This window comes from Pseudomonas sp. 2995-1, from assembly GCF_002742505.1.
Classification (GTDB): Bacteria; Pseudomonadota; Gammaproteobacteria; order Pseudomonadales; family Pseudomonadaceae; genus Aquipseudomonas; species Aquipseudomonas sivasensis.
This window is the reverse complement of the sequence record NZ_LJSA01000349.1, coordinates 104,477-130,333: the sequence shown is the minus strand read 5'-3', so window position 1 is coordinate 130,333 and position 25,857 is coordinate 104,477. Positions and strand designations below refer to the sequence as shown.

Sequence of the window (25,857 nt, the reverse complement as noted above, 5' to 3'; positions counted from 1 at the left end):
CTGTCGACGCAACGCAAAAAGGAGCCCCTCGGGGCTCCTTTTTTATTGGGCAGTATTATTGCGCTGTGCGCTTGCCACGTCCTTGGCTAAACTGGCGCATTCCTTATCGAGAAACCGCCCATCATGCTTCGTCTTCTGTTCTGGATTGCCGTTATTGCTGCCGCGGTATGGTTCTGGCGCAAATTCAAAAGCCCGGCCACCAAGCAGCGACGCACAAGCGAGCCAAGCGCTGCGTTGATGGTGCGCTGCGCCCACTGCGGCGTGCACCTGCCACAGGATCGCGCCCTAAGCTCACGCCAGGAGTGGTATTGCACCCAGGCGCATCTGGAGCAGGGACCGAAGTCTATCCAGCGCTGATCCGACCTTCAGGCGCGTAAGGTGCGGGGTCGATAATCGGCGTATGCCCCAGCAACAAGTCTGCAAACAACTGACAGGACGCCGGCGCCAGAACCAGGCCGTTGCGATAGTGCCCGCAGTTGAGCCACAGCCCTTTGAAGCCGGGCACCTGGCCAATATAGGGAATGCCTTCCGGTGAACCGGGGCGCAAACCGGCCCAATGCCCAACCACCTCGGCATCCGCAAGAGCGGGAATCAGTTCCACAGCCGAGGCCTTGAGACTTTCCAGCGCAGTTTCGGTGGGTGTCTTGTCGAAGCCCTCATGTTCCAGGGTACTTCCGATGAGAATGTGTCCGTCGCGCCGGGGGATGGCGTAACGCCCCTTGGCCAGGACCATGCTCGACAGGAAGTCCGAGGCGCACTTGTACAAAATCATCTGCCCCTTGACCGGCTCCACCGGAAGCGCCAAGCCCAGCGTGCCAAGCAACTCACCGCTCCACGCTCCTGCCGCCAACACTACATGCGCCCCCACAATCGGCCCCTCTGCCGTATTTACGCCCACCACATTGTCGCCTTCCAGAACAAATCCGGTGACTTCGCACTGTTCGTGAACGATTACGCCAGGCATCGCCAATAACGCGGCTTTAAGGGATTTAACCAAGCGAGGGTTTCGCACATTGGCCACATTCGCCATATAGATTGCCTGGCAATACCCGCCGCCCAGCACCGGCACCGCATCATGGGCGGCCGAAACATCCACTCTGGTCAGGGGCCGACCTTCACGGATCGCCCATGCCAGCGCTTCAGCCTCGTCGTCCAAGTCCAACCAGTACAAGCCGGTGACATGAACCTCCGGATCCACGCCGGTGGCGGCAAACAGGCGCTCACCCAGTTGTGGATAAAAATCCTGGGACCAATGGGCCAAAGCAGTGACCGCCGGGCTGTAGCGCCACGGATACAGCGGCGAAACAATGCCACCGCCCGCCCATGAAGACTCCTGCCCAACGCCGGCGCGCTCCAACAGGACCACCGCCTGCCCCTGGCTCGCCAGGTTGTACGCCGTCAGCAGGCCAATGACTCCGCCCCCGACAATCACCACTTGCTGTTGCTTAGCCATCATTTGATCCAGCCGATAAAATAGGAACAGACGCGCCCGGCGCCCAATCATCCAGCCACCTCATCATTGCCCCCAGCATGTCTGGCGCGACATTTCAGGAGCAGCACCCGGATTGGCCCGTAGACCGGTGCTGCTGAGGCTGAAGCCACCGCAAGGGTCACCAGCCATCAACGAATCGGCGCCCGGCGTAGCGACCAAGTAGAAATCCTGAGGGTTCAACGCAGCGGTGATTCTATAGCGATCATTGCCCGTGCTGACGCCGCTTGCGTCAATAAATGTGCCGTTCCTCGTATAAAAGCGCTCCAGTAGCTGAGCTTGCTCAGTCAGCAGCGCGACAATTTCCGCGCGATAGACTTTTTTCACATGGCCGGTGTACCCGGGGTAAGCGATCCCGGCCAGAAACGCGATAATCGCCACAGCGATCAGTAACTCGATCAGGGTAAATCCCTGGCTGTCCATGCCCATTCCATTGGTCCTTATTGAAGTTGTCGCCAAGACACTCGCCTAAAACGCGAGCCACTGGCTTCGTCCACTCGCGCGTACACAGTCTCCAATACCGTGCGTGACTGACCACTGATCCCAATCGCCGTCACCCGGTACAACGTTGCTGGAGTTTGCGGTGGCAAATTCGCCAGTCCTACGCTCGGACCAAGGGATTGAATACCGTAGAGCCCCCCTTTGATGGCAACCCAGTTAACTGATGAAACAGGACTGGTACCGGCCGCGACCACCGACAACGACTCATCCGGAGGCGCACAGACAACAATCGAATGGCACTGCGGCAAATCCGCACCCTTTCGCCTCACAACTTCCTCCCCCAGCCTTAAGCCACTTTCTGCTGCTTGAAACGATTGGTTGCGATGCCACAGGCTGCCGGCAATTTTTTGCTGGGTGACTGCCCCCTGCATGGACGACAACCCGATCAACGCCAACAACAGCAGAAACACCAGGCTTATCAGCAGGACTATCCCTCTTTGTCGCAAAGAAATACCTCCAGCACTCTTCATGGCTGCCCTACCCCACACGGTTTCGCAGAGCCACCACCACGCTGTAGGTTTGATCTCTCACCTTTCCAGTGGGGTCCTGCAGCGTCATGCGGATGCGCACGCTGCGGATCAATGCCTCATCGGATGGCATGGCGTCGTAGCCCACAACTCGCGGTGATGACGCCCTGGCAGCCACGCCGAAACTGATATCGAAATCCCGTACGTTATCCACCAGCACCGCCTTGGCCGGCGCTGCGAGCGTGCTGACCTTTAACTGGCTGGTCTCGAAGGTGTAAGTCAGCTGTCGAATCGCAAAACGAATCTGTCCAGGATCAGGGGCAGGTGGATTCCCTGCATAGGCTTGAGCGTTAGTCGTGCAGTCGGACAGCACCGTCCAGTCAGGCCTGCCAACCCCTCGGCCGACATCAGTGGTGACCAGCGTCAGTGATTTTGAACTACCCCCGGCAGTCCAGCGCACAGGCTGTTCAAAGGCTGGCGGCGCGTTATCAATAAACTCCGTGGCCAAACAACCAAACATTCCAGCCTGACGAATGTCCTGAATCATCTTGCCCAGCGCAAACCGCGCGTCATCCTGCAACAACATGGAAGCCTGCTGGCTGGCGTACGTAACTCGGGAGCTGATCACCACTTGGCTCCCTCCAATCACCAGCACCAAACCGACGGCCAGTGCCAGCAACAATTCCACCAGGCTGAAACCGCTAACCAGAGGCCTCATTGCATTACCCCTGGTTCATTGTCGATGCGACTGGTCAGGGACAAGGTTTCCCGCGCGCCAGGCGTGTTCTCACTTCGGCTGCCATCCCAACTGATACTGACAGTCACTTCATTTGTGCTGACCGCCACCGAACCTTTGGCACCCTCCCCGGCAAAGGCGCGAATATTGGATTCGAAATCATGGAGGTCCAAATCACGCACGCTGACGTTCCCAGTACTGGGGGCCCGCACTCCGTGGCGCAATGAGTAGTCCGCACCAGAATTGGCGCGGACACGGTCGAGCATATCGTAGGCAATAAAACTGGCCTGACTGGTCATCCTCGAACTTTCGGTGTACTTGAGGGCATTGAGTTGAAGCACCACTGCGCCTAACAGGCCCACGGTGAGAATCAGCATCGCCACCAGTACCTCGATCAACGTCATGCCGGTCTGGCATCGCGCAAAAGCGTGGGGAAAACAGGTGTTAAGGCAGGAAAGCATTACCGTCGTCATCCGTGTCGAAGGTCGAAGAAAGCAGGAAATCCCGCTGTGCGATCCAAGACTAGCGTCGGTTTTTCGCCCGTGCTGCCCACGGCACAAAGGGAAATACTTTGGCCCTATAGGCCATCATTCGCCGCCCAGAAACGGACGCTATACCTATGCCTAGACCTGTTTCCTAAACACGCCCACGGAGAGAAAGCCGATGGAACAGCGAGGTTTTACCCTGATCGAACTGCTGCTTGGACTCCTTGTGAGCGGCACTCTGCTGCATCTGGCAGCACCTAATTTCATGGGCCTGCTGGAGTCACAGCTGCGACAAAGCGCGGCACAATCACTTACCAGCGGGCTTCGCTTCGCACGCACTGAAGCCATCGCGCGTAACCGTGCGGTGGTCATCCACGCACTGGACGAGGACTGGAGCAAGGGTTGGCGGGTGATATTGGATGTGAGCGGACACGGCCATCAGGACGACGACAACCCCGTGCTCTTGGAGCGCCAAGACAGCGGGCGCGTGCCGATAGTCGGGAATGGGCCGGTCAAAAGCCAGGTGCGCTTCAGCAGTTCAGGCGAGCCGGTGTTTTCAGGGGGAGGTTTTCGTGCTGGCACTGTGCACGTATGCGCCAGGGACTCGGCGCAAAGCCTGCACCAGTTGGTGCTGGCGCCTAGTGGGCGTATCAGCCTGCGTAGCGATAAAGCCGAACAGGCGTTGTGCCGAAGTTAATCCGGCACCCTGACGTTCAAAGCAATGAGCGAACGCGCAGCTCCTTGGGCATGGAGAAAGTGATGTTCTCTTCACGTCCTGCCAGCTCATCAGCGCCGGTAGCGCCCCAGGCGTGCAGTTGCTGGATAACACCGCGCACCAGCACTTCAGGGGCAGAAGCACCCGCAGTGATGCCAATTCGCTCGACGCCATCGAACCAACTGCGTTGCATGTCTTCGGCACCGTCGATCAGGTACGCCGGTGTCGCCATCCGCTCAGCCAGCTCACGCAGGCGGTTGGAATTGGAGCTGTTAGGACTGCCGACCACCAGAACCACATCGCACTCGTCAGCCAATTGTTTGACCGCGTCCTGGCGGTTTTGGGTGGCGTAGCAGATGTCATCCTTGCGCGGGCCGCCAATGGCCGGGAAGCGGCTGCGTAGCGCGTCGATCACACGGCTGGTGTCGTCCATGGATAAGGTTGTCTGAGTCACGAAGGCCAAACGATCAGGGTTGTGTACCTGAAGGCTGGCGACGTCATTCTCGTCCTCCACCAAGTAGATGGCGCCGCCGTTGCTGGCGTCGTATTGGCCCATGGTGCCTTCGACTTCCGGGTGACCGGCATGACCGATCAGAATGCATTCCCGACCATCACGGCTGTAGCGCGCGACTTCGATGTGCACCTTGGTAACCAGCGGGCAAGTCGCGTCGAACACTTTCAGGCCCCGGCCCGCCGCTTCGGTACGCACGGCCTGGGAAACACCATGAGCACTGAAGATGACGATCACGTCGTCTGGTACCTGCTCCAGTTCTTCGACAAAGATGGCGCCACGTGCGCGCAGGTCTTCGACCACAAACTTGTTGTGGACGACTTCATGACGCACGTAGATCGGCGGACCGAAAACTTCCAGGGCACGATTGACGATTTCGATCGCACGGTCCACGCCAGCGCAGAAGCCACGGGGGTTGGCGAGTTTGATTTGCATGCTGTGCCTCGTGTCTTGCAGCTACTATGGGTCAGTATTGAAGCTACTCAACTGACAATGAAGATCAAAGGTGTGAGGGGGCTTGCCCCCGATAGTGATGGGTCAGTAAAAAACTTTGACTGATACCCCGCTATCGGGGGCAAGCCCCCTCACACAAGTCCGATCCACACATTTAGTGTGTTTCGTCAGTTAGAGCGCTTTAACGTCGATGATTTCAACGTCAAACGTCAAGGTTTTACCGGCCAACGGGTGGTTGAAGTCGATGGTCACTTGCGCGTCATCGAACGCTTTCACCACGCCAGGCAGCTCAGTATTCGCGGCGTCGTTAAAGATCACCAGCAGGCCTTCCGACAGGTCCATGTCCTGGAACTGCGAACGCGGGATGATCTGCACGTTTTGCGGGTTGGGCTGACCAAAAGCGTTTTCCGGCAGGATCTGCAGGGTGCGCTTGTCGCCAGCCTTGAAACCGAATAGAGCCGCTTCGAAACCCGGCAGCAGATTGCCGTCGCCGACCTTGAAGGTCGCCGGGGCCTTGTCGAACGTGCTGTCGACCGTGTCGCCATTCTCCAGGCGCAATGCGAAATGCAAAGTGACTTCCGTGTTCTGGCCGATGCGTTGCTCAGCCAATACCTGATCAGTCATTGACGGTCTCTCCGGTTTTCTTACTTTTGAACATATCCAGCGCCAGCATGATTGCACCAACGGTGATGGCGCTGTCGGCAAAGTTGAACGCAGGGAAATAATGACGGTTCTGCCAATGCACCAGGATAAAGTCGATCACATGGCCCAGGGCAATGCGGTCGTACAGGTTACCCAGCGCGCCGCCCAGAACCAAGGCCAAGGCGACGGCCAGCCAGGTGTCATCGCGGCCCAGGCGCTTGAGCCAGACCACGAGCACCGCACTGACCACCAAGGCGATCAGCGCGAACAACCAGCGCTGCCAGCCGCCACCGTCAGCCAGGAAGCTGAAAGCGGCGCCGGTGTTGTAGGCGAGGGTCCAGCTGAAGTAATCCGGGATCACCACGATTTGCTGGAACATTTCCAGGGAGCCTTCGAAATGAGCCTTGCTGACCTGGTCGATGACCAGGACCAGCAAACTCAGTACGAGCCAGCCCAGACGTCCGAAACGACTGGTATTAGGCATAATGGCGAACCTCGCCTTCACCCGAGATGTTGTCGACGCAACGACCACAGATTTCTGGATGCTCAGGGTTCACGCCGACGTCTTCACGGCAATGCCAGCAACGAGCGCACTTGGCAAAGGCCGACTTGACCACTTTGAGCTTGAGGCCCGGTACTTCGGTGGCCACGGCGTCCGCTGGGGCCTGGGCGAATGGCGCCAAGCTTGCAGTCGAGGTGATCAGTACAAAGCGCAGTTCGTTGCTCAGCTTGGTCAAGTCGGCGGTCAGGCCTTCCTCGGCAAACAGGGTGACTTCGGCCTGCAGGTTGCCGCCGACGGCCTTGGCCGCACGCTGCACTTCCAGCTCCTTGTTCACTGCAACTTTGACGGCCATCACGCCTTCCCAGTACTCGCGGCCCAGTTCGAAATCGGCCGGCAGTTCGGTCAGGCCTTCGTACCAGGTGTTGAGCATCACGGACTCGTTACGCTCACCCGGCAGGTATTCCCACAGCTCGTCGGCGGTGAAGGCCAGGATCGGTGCGATCCAGCGCACCAGCGCTTCGGAGATGTGAAACAGAGCGGTCTGCGCCGAGCGGCGAGCCTTGCTGTTGGCGCCGGTGGTGTACTGGCGGTCCTTGATGATGTCGAGGTAGAAACCACCCAACTCCTGCACGCAGAAGTTGTGGATCTTCGAATACACGTTCCAGAAGCGGTATTCGCCGTAGTGCTCCTGCAACTCGCGCTGCAGCAACAGGGTACGGTCCACAGCCCAACGGTCCAGGGCGAGCATGTCCTCGGCCGGCAGGATATCGGTGGCCGGGTTGAAGCCGGTCAGGTTCGACAGCAGGAAGCGCGCGGTATTACGGATACGACGGTAGGCATCGGCGCTGCGGGCCAGGATCTGGTCCGATACGGCGATCTCGCCCGAGTAGTCAGTAGACGCAACCCACAGACGCATGATGTCGGCGCCCAGGGTGTCGTTGATCTTTTTCGGTTCGATCACGTTTTTCAGCGACTTGGACATCTTGCGGCCCGTCTCGTCGACGGTGAAACCGTGGGTCAGCAGCTCGCGATACGGGGCGTGATCGTCGATGGCGCAACCGGTCAGCAATGACGAGTGGAACCAGCCACGGTGTTGGTCCGAGCCTTCCAGGTACAGGTCGGCACGCGGACCGGTCTCGTGGCCCATTGGGTGCGAACCGCGTAGCACGTGCCAGTGGGTGGTGCCCGAGTCGAACCATACGTCGAGGGTGTCGCTGATTTTGTCGTACTGCGGCGCTTCTTCGCCCAGCAGTTCGGCGGCGTCCAGCTTGAACCAGGCTTCGATGCCTTCCTGTTCAACACGCTGGGCCACCACTTCCATCAGTTCGACGGTACGCGGATGCAACTCACCGCTTTCCTTGTTCAAGAAGAACGGGATCGGCACACCCCAGTTGCGTTGACGGGAGATGCACCAGTCCGGACGGTTGGCGATCATCGAATGCAGGCGCGCCTGGCCCCACGCCGGGACGAACGTGGTGTCTTCGATGGCCTTGAGCGAGCGCACACGCAAGGTGTCGCCGCTGGTCGGCTCTTTGTCCATGCCGATAAACCATTGCGCGGTGGCGCGGTAGATCAGCGGGGTCTTGTGACGCCAGCAGTGCATGTAGCTGTGCTTGATGGTGTCGGTTTGCATCAGCGCACCGACTTCACGCAGCTTATCGATGATCGGCTGATCGGCCTTGAAGATGAACTGGCCGCCGAAGAACTCCAGCGAAGGCACGTAAACACCGTTGCTTTGCACCGGGTTGATGATCTCATCGTTGACCATGCCGTACTTCTTGCAGATCACGAAGTCGTCCACGCCATAGGCGGGCGAGCAGTGAACCACACCGGTACCCGAACCCAACTCGACGTAGTCAGCCAAGTACACCGGCGACAGACGGTCATAGAACGGGTGACGGAAGTTGATCAGCTCCAGCGCGGAACCGGTGGTGGTGGCGATCACCGAACCTTGCAGTTCGTAGCGAGCCAGGCACGCTTCGACCATTTCCTCGGCGAGTACCAGCAGGCGATCACCGACGTCCACCAGGGCATAGGTGAATTCCGGGTGCACGTTCAGCGCCTGGTTGGCGGGAATGGTCCACGGGGTGGTGGTCCAGATCACGATGGCAGCCGGTTTGCTCAGGCTAGCCAGGCCAAACGCCTGGGCCAGCTTGGCGTCGTCAGCAATCGGGAAGGCTACGTCGATGGTCGAGGACTTCTTGTCTTCGTATTCGACTTCAGCTTCAGCCAGGGCCGAGCCGCAATCGAAGCACCAGTTCACGGGTTTGAGGCCCTTGAACACGAAACCGCCCTTGACGATTTCGGCCAAGGCACGGATTTCACCGGCCTCGTTCTTGAAGTTCATGGTTTTGTACGGGTTGTCCCACTCGCCCAGCACACCCAGGCGGATGAACTCGGACTTCTGCCCTTCGATCTGCTCGGCGGCGTAGGCACGGCACAGTTCGCGGGTTTTATCGGCACCCAGGTTCTTACCGTAGGTCACTTCGACCTTGTGTTCGATCGGCAGGCCGTGGCAGTCCCAACCCGGCACATACGGCGCGTCGAAGCCCGACAGGGTTTTCGAGCGCAGGATCATGTCCTTGAGAATTTTGTTCAGCGCATGACCGATATGAATCGTGCCGTTGGCGTAAGGAGGGCCATCGTGCAGGACGAATTTCGGACGATCCTTGCCAATCTCGCGCAACTTTCCGTACAGGCCAATACTGTCCCAGCGCTGCAGGATCTGCGGTTCGCGCTGTGGCAGGCCGGCCTTCATTGGGAAGGCGGTGTCCGGAAGGTTTAGCGTGGCTTTATAGTCGGTCATTTAAGGCTCTTCGGTTAGCGATGGGCGCTAGGTGCGGCTAGTGCACGGGCGGCGGCGACATCCGCATTGATCGCCGTTTTCAACGCCTCAAGGGAGGCGAAACGCTGCTCTTCACGCAGCTTCTGGTGGAAAACCACCGTCAAACGCCGGTCGTATAAATCACCGGCAAAATCCAAAAGGTGAACCTCCAGGTGGGCCTTGCCATCACCTGCAACCGTGGGCCTGACGCCTATGTTGGCGACTCCCGGCCACGACTGGCCGTCAATATCGACGCTAACCAGGTAAACCCCTGTCAGCGGCACACGACGGCGCTTGAGTTGCACGTTGGCGGTTGGCGTGCCCAATTGGCGCGCCAGCTTCTGGCCGTGCAGCACCCGCCCGGCAATGCGGAACGGGCGACCGAGCAAACGCTCAGCCAAGGCGAAGTCGGCAGCCGCCAGCGCATTACGCACTTGGGTACTGCTCACGCGCAGGCCATCTAATTCGACGGTTTGCGCGGCTTCGACGGTAAAGCCCTGGATGACGCCGGCGTGCTGCAGGAATTCAAAATCCCCAACCCGGTCGCAACCAAAACGGAAGTCGTCGCCGACCTCCAGATGTTGTACGCCCAGGCCATCCACGAGGATGCGGTCAACGAACTCGGCAGCGCTGAGGCTTTGCAAGCGCTGATTGAAAGCCAGGCAGAGGACGCGGTCCACACCTTCTTCAGCTAGCAGTTGCAGCTTGTCCCGCAAGCGAGCCAAGCGGGCTGGCGCCGTTTCCGGAGTGAAATATTCCCGCGGCTGAGGTTCAAAAATCACCACGCAGCTGGGCACGCCCAACTCGACCGCACGCTCGCGCAGCCGGGCCAGAATAGCCTGATGACCACGGTGAACACCGTCAAAGTTGCCAATAGTGGCGACGCAGCCCCGATGCTGGGGGCGCAGGTTGTGGAGACCTCGAACCAGCTGCATAACGCGCTTCTTGCTCATAAAGTGGTCGATTATAACCACACCCAGCCCCGGACGACAGGCAACAGCGCAGGGCAAGGTGGATGGAATCGATAAAACACCTGTTTTATCGCAGCAAACTCTCTAGCTCAGCGACTTGCGATTGAAATCGCGCAGACGGAAACCCTGCAGCAGCAACATACCGAAGTACACCACCACACCGGCGACCACCAGCGCACCCAGGCGCATGAAGCGATCTAACATGTGGCCTTGGTCCCACGCTGGCATAAAGTGCATCAGCCCAAGCAGAACCGCCGACATCATTGCCACCGCCACCAGCAATTTCAGGGCAAACATGCCCCAGCCCGGCTGCGGCTGGAACATCTGCTGTTTGCGCAACTGATAAAACAGCAGTCCAGCGTTGATGCAGGCGCCCGCACTGATGGCCAGGGCCAGGCCGGCGTGAGCCAACGGGCCGATAAACACAAGGTTGAGCAGTTGCGTGACGATCAGCGTGAAAATCGCGATTTTGACCGGGGTGCGGATGTTCTGCTGGGCGTAGAAGCCAGGCGCCAGCACTTTGATCACGATGATGCCGAGCAGGCCAACGGAGTAAGCAACCAGCGCGTGCTGCGTCATCAAGGCGTCATGGGCGTCGAACTGCCCGTATTGGAACAGTGAGACCGTTAGCGGCTCGGCCAGGATTCCCAGCGCAAGGGCGCACGGCAACACCAGGACGAAACACAGGCGCAGGCCCCAATCGAGGATGCGCGAGTACTCCTGGCGGTCCTTGCTTGCGTAGGTACGCGCCAGGGTCGGCAGCAGAATTGTGCCCAAGGCCACGCCGAGCACGCCGGAAGGCAACTCCATCAGACGATCGGCGTAATACATCCACGACACCGAGCCCGATACCAGCAGCGAGGCAAAGGCCGTGTTGATAATCAGGGAAATCTGACTGACCGACACGCCAAGAATCGCCGGCAGCATATTGCGCATCACGCGCCAGACGCCGGTGTCTTTCAGATTCAGGCGAGGCAGCACGAGCATGCCGATCTTTTTCAGGTGCGGCAGTTGGTAGAGCAATTGCGCCAGACCACCGGCCAGCACCGCCCAACCCAAGGCCATGACCGGCGGATCGAAGTACGGCGTGAGAAACAGCGCGAAAATAATCATGCTGACGTTTAGCAACGTTGGCACGAACGCCGGCACCGAAAACCGGTTCCAAGTATTGAGGATCGCCCCGGCCAGGGATGACAGGGAAATCAGCAATATATAAGGAAAGGTCACTCTCAGCAGATCAGTGGTCAGCGCGAACTTTTCCGGCGTATTGGCAAAACCGGGGGCCGTCGCCCAGATCACCCAGGGAGCGGCGAGCATTCCGAGGAGGGTCACCAGCATTAAAACCAGGGTCAGCAGGCCCGAAACGTAGGCAATAAAGGTACGAGTAGCTTCCTCGCCCTGCTGAGTCTTGTATTCAGCCAGAATCGGCACGAACGCTTGGGAAAATGCGCCTTCAGCGAAGATCCTGCGCAGCAGATTGGGCAACTTAAAGGCAATAAAGAAGGCATCCGTGGCCATGCTGGCGCCAAAAATGCGCGCCAGCAGGGTGTCACGCACGAACCCCAAAACCCTGGAGATCATTGTGATAGAGCTGACGGCAGCCAACGATTTGAGCAGATTCATTGAAAGAGTTTGCGCCTATAGATAAAGAGCAGGCGAACAAAGCGCCCACTTATGCGATACTGCGCGCCTGCAACAGCACAGAGCCAAAGCTCGCGAGTTTACAGGTCAAGCGCCGGAAATAAATCACCCGCCTCTTCAGATCGACCACTCAGCAGTTCGCATCAGCCGCCCTTGACAACACATCAAGTCATCGGCATGATTCGCGGCCTATTTTGTTTGCTATTTCCTAAAAAGTCTTTCGAGGAGCTCGACGGTGGCCAACACACCTTCCGCCAAAAAACGTGCAAAACAGGCTGAGAAGCGTCGCAGCCACAACGCCAGCCTGCGTTCCATGGTTCGTACCTACATCAAGAATGTAGTTAAAGCCATCGACACCAAAGACGCTGAAAAAGCTCAAGCAGCTTACGTTCTGGCTGTGCCAGTTATCGACCGTATGGCCGATAAAGGCATCATCCACAAGAACAAGGCCGCTCGCCATAAGAGCCGCCTGAATGGCCACATCAAGGCTCTGAGCGTTGCTGCTGCAGCCTAAGTGGTAACAACTGCTACGTAACCTTGGTTGCGAAACAGTTAGGAAATGCCCCGTACCGAAAGGTCCGGGGCATTTTTGTTTGTGCCTGATAACACATGCGAGAGTGGGCTTGCCCCCTGCCACAGATGGAGCTGTTATGATTTCAGGCACAAAAAAACGCCCCGAACCAGTCGGGGCGTTTTTGCTATCAGCTGATTAACGCATCAATCAGTGCTGATGACCGCCTTCACCGTGAACGTGGCCGTGAGCAACTTCTTCCTGGGAAGCGTCGCGGATGGCAACGATCTTCACTTGGAAGTTCAGGCGCTGACCAGCCAGAGGGTGGTTGCCGTCGACGGTTACGTCGTCGCCATCCAGATCACGGATGGTCACGATCTGCATTTGGCCGTCCGGCGCGGAAGCGTGGAACTGCATGCCCACTTCCAGCTCGTCAACGCCTTCGAACATGCTGCGGCTCAAAGTGCTGACCAGTTCAGCAGAGTATTCGCCGTAGGCATCTTCAGGTTCTACGGCTACGGTCAGTTCATCACCAACTGCCTTGCCTTCCAGGGCCTTTTCCAGGCCTGGGATGATATTACCTGCGCCTTGCAGGTAGACCAGCGGCGCGCCGCCGGCGGAGCTGTCGATGACCTCACCAGCGTCGTTGGTCAGGGTATAGTCGATGGAGACAGCCTTGTTAGCGGCGATCGTCATGGGGCGAGACCTTTTGCATAAGAATGAAGAACGGACAAGTCTAAACAAGGATTTGCCCGAAAGCGAACGGAACCCGGACGGACGGGACCAATCAACGGTCATGATCATCGGTTTTCATTCGGACGAAGAAGGGCATTGGGTGGCCGAGCTGTCATGCGGCCATACCCAGCACCTGCGCCACCAGCCGCCGTGGCAATCCCGCACCTGGGTGCTAGACCCCGCACAGCGCCTGGAAAAAATAGGCCAGCCCTTTGCCTGCGGCTGGTGTGCGCAAGCGCCGAATAACGATAACCTTGACGCCTGATTCCCGGTAGGCACTCAGCCATAGAGCGCCACCGAAGCCATGCACCTCCAGAGAATTCGCATGCAGACTTTTTTTATCGCGCCCACCGATTTTGGTGTGGGTCTGACCTCCATCAGCCTAGGGCTGGTGCGCACCCTTGAACGGGCCGGGCTGAAAGTCGGCTTCTTCAAGCCGATTGCCCAACCGCACCCTGGCGACACCGGCCCAGAACGCTCCACCGAACTGGTGGCACGCACCCACGGCCTGAAGCCTCCACAACCCCTGGGCCTCGCCCATGTAGAGCGGATGCTAGGCGACGGCCAGTTGGATGAACTGCTCGAAGAAATTATCACGCTGTATCAGCAGGCCGCGGTGGGCAAGGATGTACTGATCGTCGAAGGCATGGTGCCGACCCGCAACGCCAGCTACGCGGCGCGGGTCAACCTGCACTTGGCCAAGAGCCTGGATGCTGAAGTGATTCTTGTCTCCGCTCCGGAAAACGAAGTGCTTACCGAACTCTCAGGCCGCGTGGAATTGCAGGCCCAGTTGTTCGGCGGCCCGAAAGACCCGAAGGTACTCGGCGTAATCCTCAACAAAGTACGCACCGACGAAAGCATGGAAGCTTTCTCGGCGCGCTTGAAAGAACATTCGCCGCTGTTGCGCAGCGGTGACTTCCGCCTGCTGGGCTGCATCCCGTACCAGCCGGAACTCAACGCGCCGCGCACCCGCGACGTAGCCGACCTGATGGGCGCGCAGATCCTCAACGCCGGCGACTACGAAACTCGGCGCATGACCAAAATCATCATTTGCGCCCGCACCATGCGCAACACCGTAGAGCTGCTCAAGCCCGGCGTGCTGGTGGTGACCCCCGGCGACCGTGACGACATCATCCTCGCCGTCAGCCTGGCCGCGATCAACGGCGTCCCCCTGGCCGGCCTGCTGCTGACCAGCGATACCCTGCCCGACCCGCGCATCATGGATCTGTGCCGCGGCGCCTTCCAGGCTGGGCTGCCGGTTTTGTCGGTGAGTACCGGTTCCTACGAGACCGCTAACCTGCTCAACAACCTCAACAAGGAAATCCCCATTGATGACCGCGAGCGCGCGGAGATCATCACCGATTTCGTCGCCAGCCACCTCGACGCGCGCTGGCTGCACCAGCGCTGCGGCACGCCGCGGGAGATGCGTCTATCGCCGGCGGTGTTCCGCTACCAGTTGATCCAACGCGCCCAGGCCGCCAACAAGCGCATCGTGCTGCCAGAAGGCAGTGAGCCGCTGACCGTGCAAGCCGCCGCTATCTGCCAGGCTAGGGGCATCGCGCGCTGCGTGCTGCTGGCCAAGCCGGCAGACGTGGAAGCCGTCGCCCGCGCCCAAGGCATCGAATTGCCTGAAGGCCTTGAGATTCTCGACCCGGACCTGATCCGCCAACGCTACGTCGAACCGATGGTCGCGCTGCGCAAAAGTAAGAGCCTCAACGCGCCAATGGCCGAGCAACAATTGGAAGACACCGTGGTGATCGCCACGATGATGCTCGCGCTGGACGAAGTGGACGGCCTGGTCTCTGGCGTTATCCACTCCACCGCGAACACCATCCGCCCTGCCCTGCAGCTGATCAAAACGGCGCCGGGCTGCACCCTGGTGTCGTCGGTGTTCTTCATGCTGTTCCCCGAGCAGGTGCTGGTCTATGGCGACTGCGTGATGAACCCGCACCCAAGCGCTGCGGAGCTGGCGGAAATCGCCCTGCAAAGCGCCGATTCGGCGGCGGCATTCGGCATTACCCCACGTGTGGCGATGATCAGTTATTCCAGCGGTGATTCAGCCAGCGGAGAAGAAGTGGAAAAAGTCCGCGAGGCCACCCTGCTCGCCCACGAACAGCAAAGCTCGCTGCTGATCGACGGCCCGCTGCAATACGACGCCGCCGCCAACGAAAACGTAGCGCGGCAATTGGCGCCCAACAGCCAGGTCGCCGGCAAAGCCACGGTGTTCGTCTTCCCCGATCTGAACACGGGTAACACCACCCACAAAGCCGTGCAACGCAGCGCCGACTGCGTAAGCCTTGGCCCAATGCTGCAGGGCCTGCGCAAACCGGTCAACGACCTGCCCCGTGGCGCCCAGGTCGACGACATCGTGTACACCATCGCACTGACTGCGATCCAAGCCGCCAACCGACCAATGGATATCTAAATGCTGGATTTTCTACCTGCCGCCGTGCGCGGGGTCATCGCTTCGCTGTTGCTGGCACTGAACACGATACTGCTGTGTTCGTTCCTGTTCATCGTCGCGCTGTTCAAGGCGCTACCGTTTGCCAAACGCTTCAGCGAATGGCTGATGAACCACACCCACGAAGCCTGGGTAACTAACAACAAGGGCTGGATGAACCTGGTACAGCGAACGCGTTGGCATCTCAAAGGCCTTGAAGGGCTGGACTATCAGCACTCGTACCTGGTGACCAGCAACCACCAGAGCTGGGTCGACATCATGGTGTTGCAATACGTGCTCAATCGACGGATTCGCCCGCTGAAGTTCTTCCTCAAGCAGGAATTGATCTGGGTGCCGGTGATTGGTCTGGCGTGGTGGGCGTTGGGCTTTCCGTTCATGAAGCGCTACACCAAGGCTTATCTGGAGAAACACCCAGAGAAGAAAGGCAAAGACCTGGAAACCACCCGCAAGACCTGTGCGAAGTTTCGCGCAAACCCGGTAGGGATTTTCAACTTTGCCGAAGGCACGCGCTTTACGCCGGGCAAGCACGCACAGCAGAAGTCGCCGTTTCGTTACTTGCTCAAGCCCAAGGCGGGTGGTATCGCGTTTGTACTGGATGCCATGGGGGAACAGCTGAAATCACTGGTCAACGTGACCATTCACTACCCTGGCGGACGCCCTGGGTATTGGGACTTGCTCTGCGGCAAGGTGCAGGACGTGGTGGTGCAGTTTGAAGAGGTGCAGATTCCAGCCGAGTTCATCGGCAGGAATTATGAGCAGGATGCGGAGTATCGGCTGGCGTTCCAGGGGTGGATTAACCAGCTGTGGGAAACCAAGGATGCGTTGCTGGATCAGCTTCACACCGAATTCCCAAGCAAGCGATGATCAACCTGCGGGAGGGGGCTTGCCCCCGATGAGGGAGTATCAGTTGATGCAGCCGTAGCGGACCCACCGCTATCGGGGGCAAGCTCCCTGCCACATTTGACCGCGCCCGATCTTGAAGATGTGAAAAAGCCCGCCACCGATCACTCGGTGGCGGGCTTTTTTGTGGCCGCGAGGTTTAGATCGCGCCGCGCTGACGCAACAGCTCCAGCACTTGCTTGACGCTCTCTTCCAACGACAGAGCCTGGGTGTCGAGTACCAGATCGGCATTCAACGGCACGTCGTACGGGAAGGACTCGCCAGGGATGTTATCCCCACCGGCAGCGTACAAACCTTGCGGATCACGCTCGGCGCACACCAACGGCGACGCTTGCACGTAGACGGTCAGCAGGCGGTCGCTGCCAATCAGCGCCTTGGCCTGTTCACGGCCTTCGGCATCCGGGGCAACGAACGCCGCCAGGGTCAGCAGGCCGGCCTCGTTGAACTGACGCGCCACGTGAGCAGCACGACGCCAGTTCTCGGTGCGCCCGGCACGATCCTGAGGCAAGCCTTTGTTCAGGTCGTGGCGTAGGTTCTGGCCATCCAGTACGAACACTGCACGGCCCATGTCGAACAGCTTGCGCTCAACCGCGTAGGCCAAGGTGCTTTTGCCAGCGCCCGAGAGGCCGCTGAACAGAACGGTGGCCGGTTGCTGGCCAAAGCGCTGGGCACGTTCTTCAGTGGCCACATGAGCCAACTTGCCATGCTGCGCCGCGCTGCCGTGGGTAACAGGCGGTGCGATGATCATGCCCGCGGCGACGGTGCCGTTGGTCAAACGGTCGATGACAATAAACGCGCCCGTGGTGCGATTGCTGTCGTAACCGTCCAACGCGATGGCGGCGTCGAGGCTGACCTTGACCCGGCCAATCTCATTCAGTTGCAACGAACTCGCCGGGCCTTCGGCCAGGGTGTTCACGTCCACGCGGTGCACGATGCTGGTGATGGAACCCGGCACATAGCTGGTGGCGCGCTTGATGTCGTATTTCTTGCCCGGCAGCATCGGTTCTTCGGCCATCCACACCAGCATGGCATCGAAGGCGTCAGTCACTTGCGGCACGTTGTCGGCATGCACCAACAGGTCGCCACGGGAGATGTCGATCTCGTCTTCCATGGTCAGGGTCACGGCCTGACCTGGGCCGGCGTGCTCCAGTTCACCGTCGAAGGTGACAATGGATTTGACGCGGCTGCTCTTGCCCGATGGCAGAACAACGATTTCGTCGCCCTTATGCACGATGCCGCTGGCCAGGGTGCCGGCGAAACCGCGGAAGTTAAGGTTTGGACGGTTAACGTACTGCACCGGGAAACGCAGGTCGGTGTAGTTGCGGTCGTTGGCGATCTCGACGGTTTCGAGGATTTCCATCAGCGACTGGCCGGTGTACCAAGGCGAACGCTCGCTCTTGTTCACCACGTTGTCACCCTTGAGCGCCGACATCGGCACGAATGCCAGGGTGCTCGGCTTGAACGCGATACCGTCGGCGAACTTCAGGTAATCAGCCTTGATCGACTCGAATACGCTTTGGTCAAAGCCATTGATGTCCATCTTGTTGATGGCAACGACGATGTGCTTGATGCCCAGCAACGAGGCGATGAAGCTGTGGCGACGGGTCTGGGTCTGCACACCGTAGCGGGCATCGATCAGGATGATCGCCAGGTCACAGGTGGAGGCACCGGTAGCCATGTTGCGGGTGTACTGCTCATGGCCAGGAGTGTCGGCGATGATGAATTTGCGTTTGGCGGTGGAGAAGTAGCGGTAGGCAACATCGATGGTGATGCCCTGCTCACGCTCGGCCTGCAGGCCGTCGACCAGCAACGCCAGGTCGATGTCATCACCGGTGGTGCCGGACTTCTTCGAATCGCGGGTAATGGCTTCCAGGTGATCTTCGTAGATCATCTTGGAGTCGTGCAGCAGGCGCCCGATCAGGGTGCTTTTGCCGTCGTCGACGTTGCCGCAGGTCAGGAAGCGCAACATCTCTTTGCGCTCGTGCTGGCCCAGGTAGGCGAGGATGTCCTCGCTGATCAAATCAGATTGATGCGACATGACAGCCCCTTAGAAATAGCCTTGACGTTTTTTATCTTCCATCGAGCCTGCACCATCGTGGTCGATGACACGGCCCTGGCGCTCGGAAGTTCGCGTCAGGAGCATTTCCTGAATGATGTCCGTCAGCGTCTCGGCTTCGGACTCCACCGCGCCCGTCAACGGGTAGCAGCCAAGGGTACGGAAACGTACTTTCTTTTTGACGATACGGGCTTTGTCTTCGTCGGACAGGTGCTCGAGGATGCGGTCGTCGTCGATCATGATCAACGTGCCGTTCTTCTCGATGACATCGCGTTCGGCGGCAAAGTACAGCGGCACGATCGGGATGCCTTCAAGGTAGATGTACTGCCAGATGTCCAGCTCGGTCCAGTTGGACAGCGGGAACACACGGATCGACTCACCCTTGTTGACGTTGCCGTTGTAGACATTCCACAGCTCGGGGCGCTGGTTCTTCGGGTCCCAGCGGTGCTTGCTGTCGCGGAACGAGTACACGCGCTCTTTGGCACGGGATTTCTCTTCATCGCGACGGGCACCGCCGAAGGCAGCGTCGAAACCATGCTTGTCCAATGCCTGCTTAAGGCCTTCGGTCTTCATGATGTCGGTGTGTTTGGCGCTGCCGTGGGTGAATGGGTTGATGCCCTGCGCAACACCATCGGGGTTGACGTGGGTGATCAGGTCCAGGCCCAGTTCTTCGACCATCTTGTCGCGGAACGCGTACATCTCCTGGAATTTCCAGCGGGTATCGACGTGCATCACCGGGAACGGCAGTTTGCCCGGGAAGAAGGCCTTGCGTGCCAGATGCAACATCACGGCGGAGTCTTTACCGATCGAGTAGAGCATCACCGGGTTGTCGAACTCGGCGGCGACCTCGCGGATGATGTGGATGCTTTCCGCCTCCAGCTGTTTCAGATGCGTCAGTTTGTCGACCATGGCTACTCACGGAAAAACGATCTTATGGACGGCCAGCGGGCCGTGTTCGAGCGAGGCATGCTAGCACAGCACCTTCTTCTATTCAGGGAGCCAGCTAGATCGAAACGATATAAGAATATGCCCCCAGGTTTGGCGCTCAAATCGGGTTGGGACAATCGATAAACAGATGCTCCAGGGCGAAACGTCGCGCTAAATAATCTCCCAAAGCCTGCACACCGTAGCGCTCGGTTGCGTGGTGCCCGGCGGCGATGAAGCTGATGTCGTTTTCCCGCGCACTGTGGAAGGTTTGCTCGGAAGCTTCACCGCTGAGGAACAGATCAACGCCGGCGGCAATCCCATGGTCGATGTAGCCTTGGCCACCGCCGGTGCACCAGCCGACGCGGCGGATCATCTCGCTGCCTTCGATCAGCAGCGGTTCGCGGCCCATGACGTCCTGTACGCGGCGGGCGAAGTCACGGGGCGACAAAGGTTCGGCGAGGGAGCCGACGAGGCCGACGATCTTGGGGTTGCTTGGGTCCAGCGGGCCCTCGACGGTGATGTCCAACTGCTTGGCAAGCTGCACGTTGTTGCCGACGTCGGGGTGCAGGTCCAACGGCAGGTGGTAGGCCAGCAGACTGATGTCGTGCTTGAGCAGGGTTTTCAGTCGCCGTTGCTTCATGCCGGTGATGCAGGGGTTTTCGCCTTTCCAGAAATAACCGTGGTGCACCAGGATCAAATCGGCCTGGGCTTCGACGGCTGCGTCCAGCAGGGCTTGGCTGGCGGTCACGCCGCTGACGATGCGCATCACCTGCGGGCGACCTTCGACTTGCAGCCCGTTGGGGCAGTAGTCGGGGATTTTTGCACTGCCGAGGTAGCGGTCTGCTTCCTCAACGAGGGTGGTAAGGGGGACGGCCATAAAAGACTCCTAAATATCCCGTTCCGAGGCGCTCGCAGCCTCGTATAATGCGCGACATTATGGGCGCTCTCCCGCCCCCTGCAACCTGTCAGGACTTACTTGATGCTCAAGGCACTGCGTTTTTTTGGATGGCCATTGTTGGCTGGCGTGCTGATCGCGATGCTGATTATTCAGCGTTTCCCCCAATGGGTGGGCTTACCGAGCCTTGATGTGAACCTGCAACAGGCACCGCAAACCAGCGCGGTGGTGCAAGGCCCGGTGACATACGCGGACGCAGTGGTCATTGCCGCTCCGGCAGTGGTCAACCTGTACACCACCAAGGTCATCAACAAACCAGCGCATCCGCTGTTTGAAGACCCACAGTTCCGCCGCTATTTCGGCGACAACGGGCCCAAGCAACGGCGCATGGAATCCAGCCTGGGTTCCGGGGTGATCATGAGCCCCGAGGGCTACATCCTCACCAACAACCACGTGACCACCGGCGCCGACCAGATTGTGGTGGCCCTGCGTGATGGCCGCGAGACCCTGGCTCGTGTGGTGGGCAGCGACCCGGAAACGGATCTGGCGGTATTGAAGATCGATTTGAAAAGCCTGCCGTCCATCACTCTCGGCCGCTCCGATGGACTGCGGGTGGGTGATGTGGCACTGGCCATCGGCAACCCGTTCGGGGTGGGACAGACGGTGACCATGGGCATCATCAGCGCCACCGGACGCAACCAGCTGGGGCTTAACAGCTACGAAGATTTCATCCAGACCGACGCGGCGATCAACCCTGGCAACTCCGGCGGCGCGCTGGTGGATGCCAATGGCAACTTGACCGGTATCAACACGGCGATTTTCTCCAAGTCGGGCGGTTCCCAGGGCATCGGTTTTGCGATCCCGGTGAAGCTGGCGATGGAAGTGATGAAGTCGATCATCGAGCACGGCCAAGTGATTCGCGGCTGGCTGGGGATCGAAGTGCAGCCGCTGACCAAGGAACTGGCCGAGTCGTTTGGCCTGACCGGGCGCCCAGGCATTGTGGTCGCCGGGATCTTCCGCGACGGTCCGGCACAAAAAGCCGGGCTGCAATTGGGTGACGTGATCCTGAGCATCAACGGCGAACCGGCGGGTGATGGTCGCAAATCGATGAACCAGGTGGCACGGATCAAGCCGACCGATAAGGTGACGATCCTGGTGATGCGCAACGGCAAAGAGATCAAGTTGTCGGCGGAAATCGGACTGCGCCCGCCGCCGGCTCCGGTTAAAGAAGAGGAATAAGCCGCTTCGCTCAGGTGCCCGCTCGCGGGCACCTACAAGCCAACACTTCATAGCGATTCATTCTCATTGGTCATGTTATATTGTTTCAATATTGCTATTGGAACGCTCTATCATGCCGTCTCGAAGAATTGCCCCCTTAGCTGGCCTGGCCTTGGGCTTGCTGCTTGATCCCGCTTTTGCCGAAGAAACCACCGTCGAACTCGATACCATCAGCGTCACCACCGACGCCTATGAATCCGCAACCGGCCCAGTGAAGGGCTACCGCGCCACGCGTTCAGCCAGTGCGACTAAAACCGACACGACCCTGCGCGATATCCCACAATCCATCAGCGTTATTCCGGCAACGGTGCTCAAAGACCTGGGCAGCACCAACGTGGAACGCGCCCTGGAATTCGCGGGCGGCGTATCCAAGCAAAATAACTTTGGCGGCCTGACACTTTACGAATACAGCGTGCGCGGCTTCACCACCTCAGAGTTCTATCAAGACGGTTTCAGCGCCAACCGTGGTTACCCGAGCACACCGGACGCGGCCACTATCGAACGCATCGAAGTGCTCAAAGGCCCCGCGGCCAGTTTGTACGGGCGTGGCGACCCAGGGGGCACCGTGAATATCGTGACCAAAAAACCTCAGCCAGAAGCCTTCACTACCCTGCAAACCAGTGCCGGTAGTTGGGACCGTTATCGCACCGCTCTCGACGTCAACACGCCGCTGGACAACGAAGGCCACGTGCTGTCGCGGGTCAACCTGGCAGTGGAAGACAACCACAGCTTCCGCGATCACGTGCAGAGCAAGCGCGTGTTCGTCGCGCCCTCGTTCAGTTGGCAATTGGACCCAGACACCAGCCTGCTCGTCGAAAGTGAATTCGTGCGCCACAGCTCAACCTTCGACCGTGGCATCGTCGACGCCCCCGGCCTGTCACGCGAAACCTTCCTCGGCGAACCCAACGACGGTGACATCGACAACCACAACAATCGCATCCAGGCGACCCTCGAACATCACCTAAACGACGCCTGGAAACTGCGCCTGGCCAGCCACTACAAACAAGGTAGCCTGTGGGGCGACGCCTCGGAAAACCGCGCTCTCAATGCAGATGGCCATACCCTAAACCGCCGCTACCGCGAACGCTCCATGGGCTGGCACGACAGCATCACCCAGTTGGAACTGCGCGGCCTGTTCGACGTCGGCAGCTGGCAGCATGAACTGTTGATCGGCACTGAATACGAGGACTACCGCAAGAAGGAACGCGTGACGGCCATCGCCGGCAGCCCCGGTAGCTCGTACGCCATCGACATCTACAACCCGGTCTACGGCCAAACCAAACCCAATGGCATACGCTCCGGCACCGACTTTTTCGAGCACACCAAAAGCCACGCACTTAACCTGCAAGACCAAATCGTCTTTACCGATCGCCTACGCGGCATGGTTGGCGCACGCTTCGAGCATTTCCAGCAAACCGTCGACGACTTCACTGGAAATGTCCCACCGAGCCGGCAAACTCACGACGCTCTTACCCAGCGCGCCGGCCTGCTTTATCAACTCACCCCCGAAGTCGGCGTGTTCGCCAACGCCTCCACTTCGTTCAAACCCAACAGCGGCCTGGACGCGACAGGTAACACCTTCAAGCCCGAAGAAGGCGTGGGTTATGAAGTTGGGATCAAGAGCGAGCTGTTCGACGACCGCCTCAGCGCTACCCTCGCGGCGTTCCATATCGAAAAGGAAAACGTATTGGCCCTGGACCCGGCCACCAACACCAACCGTGCAATGGGCAAGGCGCGCAGCCAGGGCTTTGATCTGCAACTGACCGGACAACTGACCGACGCGGTGCGAGTGATCGGCGCCTTCGCCTACATTGACGCCGAGGTGACCAAGGGCGACAAGGCCATTCCGGCGGGCAGCCGCATTCTCGGCGTGGCCAGGCGCAGCGGCAGTCTGTTGGGGGTGTATGAATTCCAGGACGGCGCCTTGCGCGGCTCAGACGTCGGCGCGGCGTTCACCTCTGTGGGAGACCGCTCGGGTGAAGCCGGCAGCAGTTTTGAACTGCCGGCCTACCACACCGTGGATTTGCTGGCGCACTACAAGGCCACTGAGAACGTGACTATGGGCCTGAATCTGAACAACCTGTTTGACGAGAAGTACTACGAGCGGTCCTACAGCAACTACTGGATCAGCCCCGGCGAACCGCGCAATCTCACCGTCAGCTTGAGCCTCAGCCTATAGGGACAACGGCGCTCTTTCGCACAAAGTATTGAGCGCCGCCGCCCACTGCGGATCATCATTCAAGCACGGCACCAACACCAACTCCTCGCCCCCCGCCTCACGGAATTGCTCCACCCCCCGATCGCCAATTTCTTCCAGCGTCTCGATGCAATCGGCCACAAACGCCGGGCACATCACCAGCAGCTTTTTCACGCCTTGCTGGGCCAGCGCCTCCAGGCGAGCTTCAGTGTAGGGCTCGATCCACTTCGCACGGCCCAGACGCGATTGAAACGCCACCGACCATTTGCCATCCGGCAAACCCAGGCGGGCGGCTACATCGCGGGCAACACTGAAACATTGTGCGCGATAGCATTTGGCAAGCACTTCAGGCGAGGCTTTCTTGCAGCAGTCGGCATCCTTGAAACAATGCTGGCCAGTCGGGTCGAGCTTAGTCAGATGGCGCTCGGGCAAACCGTGGAAGCTCAGCAGCAAGTGATCGTAATCCTGCTCGACATAACGCCGTGCGCTCGCCGCCAGGGCATCAAGGTATTCCGGCTGATCGTAGAACGGCTGCAGAATCGACAGTCGCGCATTCAGTTTCTTGCTTCGCACCACGCGCCGGGCTTCTTCGATCACCGTGGTCACGGTGCTGTCGGCGAACTGCGGGTACAACGGCGCCAGGGTGATCTTCTGAATACCCTGGGTGGCGAGGCGCGTCAGTGTCGTTTCCAGGGACGGCTCGCCATAACGCATGGCCAGTTCCACCGGGCCTTGTGTCCACTGCGCCGTCATCTGCTGTTGCAGGCGACGACTGAGCACAACCAGCGGCGAACCTTCATCCCACCAGATCGACGCATAGGCATGGGCCGACTGCTCGGGGCGCTTGATCAGGATCAGCGACACCAGCAATCGACGTACCGGCCACGGCAAGTCGATCACATAAGGGTCCATCAAAAACTGGTTAAGGTAGCTGCGCACATCCGCCACCGAAGTGGACGCCGGTGAACCCAGGTTGACCAGTAACAACGCGTGATCCGTCATGCAACATCCTATTTCTAGAGGCGGCTGGACAAGTCATCCAAAGCCGTATGCAACTCAGTGAACTGGAAAGTGAAACCGGCGGCCATCAAGCGTTCGGGAATCGCCTTCTGCCCGCCCAGCAACAGCCCCGACAACTCCCCCAAGCCTACCTTCAGCGCAAAGGCCGGCATCGGCATGAACGCCGGGCGGTTCAGTACCTGGCCCAGGGTCTTGGCGAACTCGCGGTTACGCACTGGGTGTGGGGCGCAGGCATTATAAGGACCGCTGGCGTCATCCTTGTGCAGAAGAAAATCAATCAGGGCGATTTGATCCTTGATATGCACCCATGGCATCCACTGCCGACCATTACCGATAGGCCCGCCCAGCGCCAGTTTGAACGGCAGCAGCAGCCGCGACAAAAAGCCGCCCTCGGCCGCCAACACCAAACCGGTGCGCACCAGAACCACGCGCATGCCCAAGGCTTCGGCACGCTGGGCGGTTTCCTCCCAGGCGATACAGAGCTGGCTGGGAAAATCGTCCTGTACCGGACCACTGGCCTCGGTCAGTTCGCGCTCACCACCGTCGCCGTACCAGCCCACCGCCGAGCCGGAAATCAACACCGCCGGCTTTTGCGCAAGACCTTCCAGCCACGCCAACAGGGTTTCGGTAAGACCGATGCGACTGCTCCACAACAGCGCCTTGCGTTTGTGGGTCCAGGGACGATCGGCGATGGCGGCGCCGGCGAGGTTGACCACAGCGTCCACGACGCCGATCACCTCTTCCAGGCGCGCAACGCCCAGCACCTCGGCGCCACACAAGGCGGCAACCTCTTCGGGATGACGGCTCCACACGGTCAGGCGATGGCCTTGACCGAGCCAGTGTTGGCAGAGTTGGCGGCCGATCAAGCCGGTACCGCCGGTCAGCAAAATGTGCATGGGATCTTCCTCATGTAACGTTCGCCGCCGATCACTGGTCTATT

General features: G+C 59.4%; 24 protein-coding genes and 1 pseudogene. 8 read left to right on the top strand and 17 right to left on the bottom strand.

Features of this window, described 5'->3' with window-relative positions; all coding sequences use genetic code 11:
* The first annotated feature begins 123 nt into the window (after positions 1 to 123).
* Entirely contained in the window at positions 124 to 357 is a 234-nt protein-coding gene (locus AOA61_RS13575; RefSeq protein ID WP_032886182.1) for a PP0621 family protein, read from the top strand.
* On the opposite strand, the gene thiO is transcribed toward AOA61_RS13575, so the two are convergent.
* The 5 genes from thiO to pilV all read right to left on the bottom strand — a co-directional run bounded on the left by thiO (position 344) and on the right by pilV (position 3,654).
* On the bottom strand, positions 344 to 1,453 hold the full coding sequence (gene thiO / locus AOA61_RS13570) for a glycine oxidase ThiO (RefSeq protein ID WP_099601964.1): 1,110 nt from the start codon (positions 1,451 to 1,453) through the stop codon (positions 344 to 346). The genes AOA61_RS13575 and thiO overlap by 14 nt on opposite strands.
* A gap of 63 nt (positions 1,454 to 1,516) precedes the next feature.
* Complete coding sequence (locus AOA61_RS13565) at positions 1,517 to 1,918, bottom strand: type IV pilin protein (RefSeq protein WP_099601962.1); 402 nt, start codon at positions 1,916 to 1,918, stop codon at positions 1,517 to 1,519.
* 11 nt (positions 1,919 to 1,929) lie between these two features.
* A complete protein-coding gene (locus tag AOA61_RS13560) occupies positions 1,930 to 2,460 on the bottom strand; it encodes a PilX N-terminal domain-containing pilus assembly protein (protein ID WP_099601961.1) in 531 nt (176 codons plus the stop codon).
* A gap of 7 nt (positions 2,461 to 2,467) precedes the next feature.
* On the bottom strand, positions 2,468 to 3,175 hold the full coding sequence (locus AOA61_RS13555; protein WP_099601960.1) for a PilW family protein: 708 nt from the start codon (positions 3,173 to 3,175) through the stop codon (positions 2,468 to 2,470).
* Positions 3,172 to 3,654 carry a type IV pilus modification protein PilV gene (pilV, locus tag AOA61_RS13550; protein ID WP_099601959.1) on the bottom strand — a complete coding sequence of 161 codons (483 nt, stop codon included), beginning with the start codon at positions 3,652 to 3,654 and terminating at the stop codon, positions 3,172 to 3,174. Before pilV ends, AOA61_RS13555 begins: the two co-directional genes overlap by 4 nt.
* Before the next feature lie 202 nt (positions 3,655 to 3,856).
* Here pilV and AOA61_RS13545 point away from each other — a divergent pair.
* Positions 3,857 to 4,372, top strand: a pseudogene (locus AOA61_RS13545) (GspH/FimT family pseudopilin); the annotation flags it as partial.
* A gap of 19 nt (positions 4,373 to 4,391) precedes the next feature.
* Here the strand turns inward: AOA61_RS13545 and ispH are convergent.
* The 6 genes from ispH to murJ form a co-directional block, all read right to left on the bottom strand.
* A complete protein-coding gene (gene ispH, locus AOA61_RS13540) occupies positions 4,392 to 5,339 on the bottom strand; it encodes a 4-hydroxy-3-methylbut-2-enyl diphosphate reductase (RefSeq protein WP_032886178.1) in 948 nt (315 codons plus the stop codon).
* Between the two features lie 189 nt (positions 5,340 to 5,528).
* Complete coding sequence (gene fkpB, locus AOA61_RS13535) at positions 5,529 to 5,966, bottom strand: FKBP-type peptidyl-prolyl cis-trans isomerase (protein WP_174562729.1); 438 nt, start codon at positions 5,964 to 5,966, stop codon at positions 5,529 to 5,531.
* A 7-nt stretch (positions 5,967 to 5,973) separates the two neighbouring features.
* Positions 5,974 to 6,483 carry a signal peptidase II gene (gene lspA / locus AOA61_RS13530; protein ID WP_032886176.1) on the bottom strand — a complete coding sequence of 170 codons (510 nt, stop codon included), beginning with the start codon at positions 6,481 to 6,483 and terminating at the stop codon, positions 5,974 to 5,976.
* A complete protein-coding gene (ileS, locus tag AOA61_RS13525; RefSeq protein ID WP_099601958.1) occupies positions 6,476 to 9,307 on the bottom strand; it encodes an isoleucine--tRNA ligase in 2,832 nt (943 codons plus the stop codon). The genes lspA and ileS overlap by 8 nt, the downstream gene beginning before the upstream one ends.
* 14 nt (positions 9,308 to 9,321) lie before the next feature.
* Positions 9,322 to 10,260, bottom strand: coding sequence for a bifunctional riboflavin kinase/FAD synthetase (gene ribF, locus AOA61_RS13520; RefSeq protein ID WP_032886174.1), 939 nt, complete (start codon positions 10,258 to 10,260; stop codon positions 9,322 to 9,324).
* Positions 10,261 to 10,380: 120 nt separating this feature from the next.
* Positions 10,381 to 11,919, bottom strand: coding sequence for a murein biosynthesis integral membrane protein MurJ (gene murJ / locus AOA61_RS13515; protein ID WP_032886173.1), 1,539 nt, complete (start codon positions 11,917 to 11,919; stop codon positions 10,381 to 10,383).
* A gap of 253 nt (positions 11,920 to 12,172) precedes the next feature.
* Between murJ and rpsT the strand changes: the two genes are divergently transcribed.
* Positions 12,173 to 12,451: a 30S ribosomal protein S20 gene (gene rpsT / locus AOA61_RS13510; RefSeq protein WP_016976313.1), complete on the top strand. Its 279-nt coding sequence runs from the start codon at positions 12,173 to 12,175 to the stop codon at positions 12,449 to 12,451.
* 207 nt (positions 12,452 to 12,658) lie between these two features.
* Here the strand turns inward: rpsT and AOA61_RS13505 are convergent, their stop codons facing one another.
* A complete protein-coding gene (locus AOA61_RS13505; RefSeq protein ID WP_032886172.1) occupies positions 12,659 to 13,144 on the bottom strand; it encodes a peptidylprolyl isomerase in 486 nt (161 codons plus the stop codon).
* On the opposite strand from AOA61_RS13505, the gene AOA61_RS13500 reads away from it, so the two are divergent.
* The 3 genes from AOA61_RS13500 to AOA61_RS13490 are packed head-to-tail and all read left to right on the top strand — an operon-like array spanning position 13,113 to position 16,508.
* Positions 13,113 to 13,448, top strand: a complete 336-nt coding sequence (locus AOA61_RS13500) for a DUF3565 domain-containing protein (RefSeq protein ID WP_095183787.1) — start codon at positions 13,113 to 13,115, stop codon at positions 13,446 to 13,448. The two genes, AOA61_RS13505 and AOA61_RS13500, sit on opposite strands and share 32 nt — an antisense overlap.
* 60 nt (positions 13,449 to 13,508) lie before the next feature.
* A complete protein-coding gene (gene pta, locus AOA61_RS13495; protein WP_099601957.1) occupies positions 13,509 to 15,608 on the top strand; it encodes a phosphate acetyltransferase in 2,100 nt (699 codons plus the stop codon).
* On the top strand, positions 15,609 to 16,508 hold the full coding sequence (locus AOA61_RS13490; protein ID WP_099601956.1) for an acyltransferase: 900 nt from the start codon (positions 15,609 to 15,611) through the stop codon (positions 16,506 to 16,508). It begins immediately after the preceding gene.
* A gap of 175 nt (positions 16,509 to 16,683) precedes the next feature.
* Here AOA61_RS13490 and cysN read toward each other — a convergent pair whose 3' ends face one another.
* The 3 genes from cysN to AOA61_RS13475 form a co-directional block, all read right to left on the bottom strand.
* Complete coding sequence (cysN, locus tag AOA61_RS13485) at positions 16,684 to 18,582, bottom strand: sulfate adenylyltransferase subunit CysN (RefSeq protein WP_099601955.1); 1,899 nt, start codon at positions 18,580 to 18,582, stop codon at positions 16,684 to 16,686.
* Between the two features lie 9 nt (positions 18,583 to 18,591).
* Positions 18,592 to 19,509 (bottom strand): sulfate adenylyltransferase subunit CysD, encoded by a 918-nt coding sequence (gene cysD, locus AOA61_RS13480; RefSeq protein WP_032886164.1) that lies wholly within the window; start codon positions 19,507 to 19,509, stop codon positions 18,592 to 18,594.
* A 136-nt stretch (positions 19,510 to 19,645) separates the two neighbouring features.
* Positions 19,646 to 20,404, bottom strand: a complete 759-nt coding sequence (locus AOA61_RS13475; protein WP_032886163.1) for a Nif3-like dinuclear metal center hexameric protein — start codon at positions 20,402 to 20,404, stop codon at positions 19,646 to 19,648.
* A 102-nt stretch (positions 20,405 to 20,506) separates the two neighbouring features.
* Between AOA61_RS13475 and algW the strand changes: the two genes are divergently transcribed.
* Together algW and AOA61_RS13465 are read left to right on the top strand one after the other, a co-directional pair.
* Positions 20,507 to 21,661 (top strand): Do family serine endopeptidase AlgW, encoded by a 1,155-nt coding sequence (gene algW / locus AOA61_RS13470; protein WP_032886161.1) that lies wholly within the window; start codon positions 20,507 to 20,509, stop codon positions 21,659 to 21,661.
* A 112-nt stretch (positions 21,662 to 21,773) separates the two neighbouring features.
* Complete coding sequence (locus AOA61_RS13465) at positions 21,774 to 23,879, top strand: TonB-dependent siderophore receptor (protein WP_099601954.1); 2,106 nt, start codon at positions 21,774 to 21,776, stop codon at positions 23,877 to 23,879.
* Here AOA61_RS13465 and hemH read toward each other — a convergent pair.
* Both hemH and AOA61_RS13455 read right to left on the bottom strand, forming a co-directional pair.
* Positions 23,874 to 24,899, bottom strand: coding sequence for a ferrochelatase (gene hemH, locus AOA61_RS13460; protein WP_099601953.1), 1,026 nt, complete (start codon positions 24,897 to 24,899; stop codon positions 23,874 to 23,876). The two genes, AOA61_RS13465 and hemH, sit on opposite strands and share 6 nt — an antisense overlap.
* A 14-nt stretch (positions 24,900 to 24,913) precedes the next feature.
* On the bottom strand, positions 24,914 to 25,813 hold the full coding sequence (locus tag AOA61_RS13455) for a TIGR01777 family oxidoreductase (RefSeq protein WP_099601952.1): 900 nt from the start codon (positions 25,811 to 25,813) through the stop codon (positions 24,914 to 24,916).
* Positions 25,814 to 25,857: the final 44 nt, after the last annotated feature.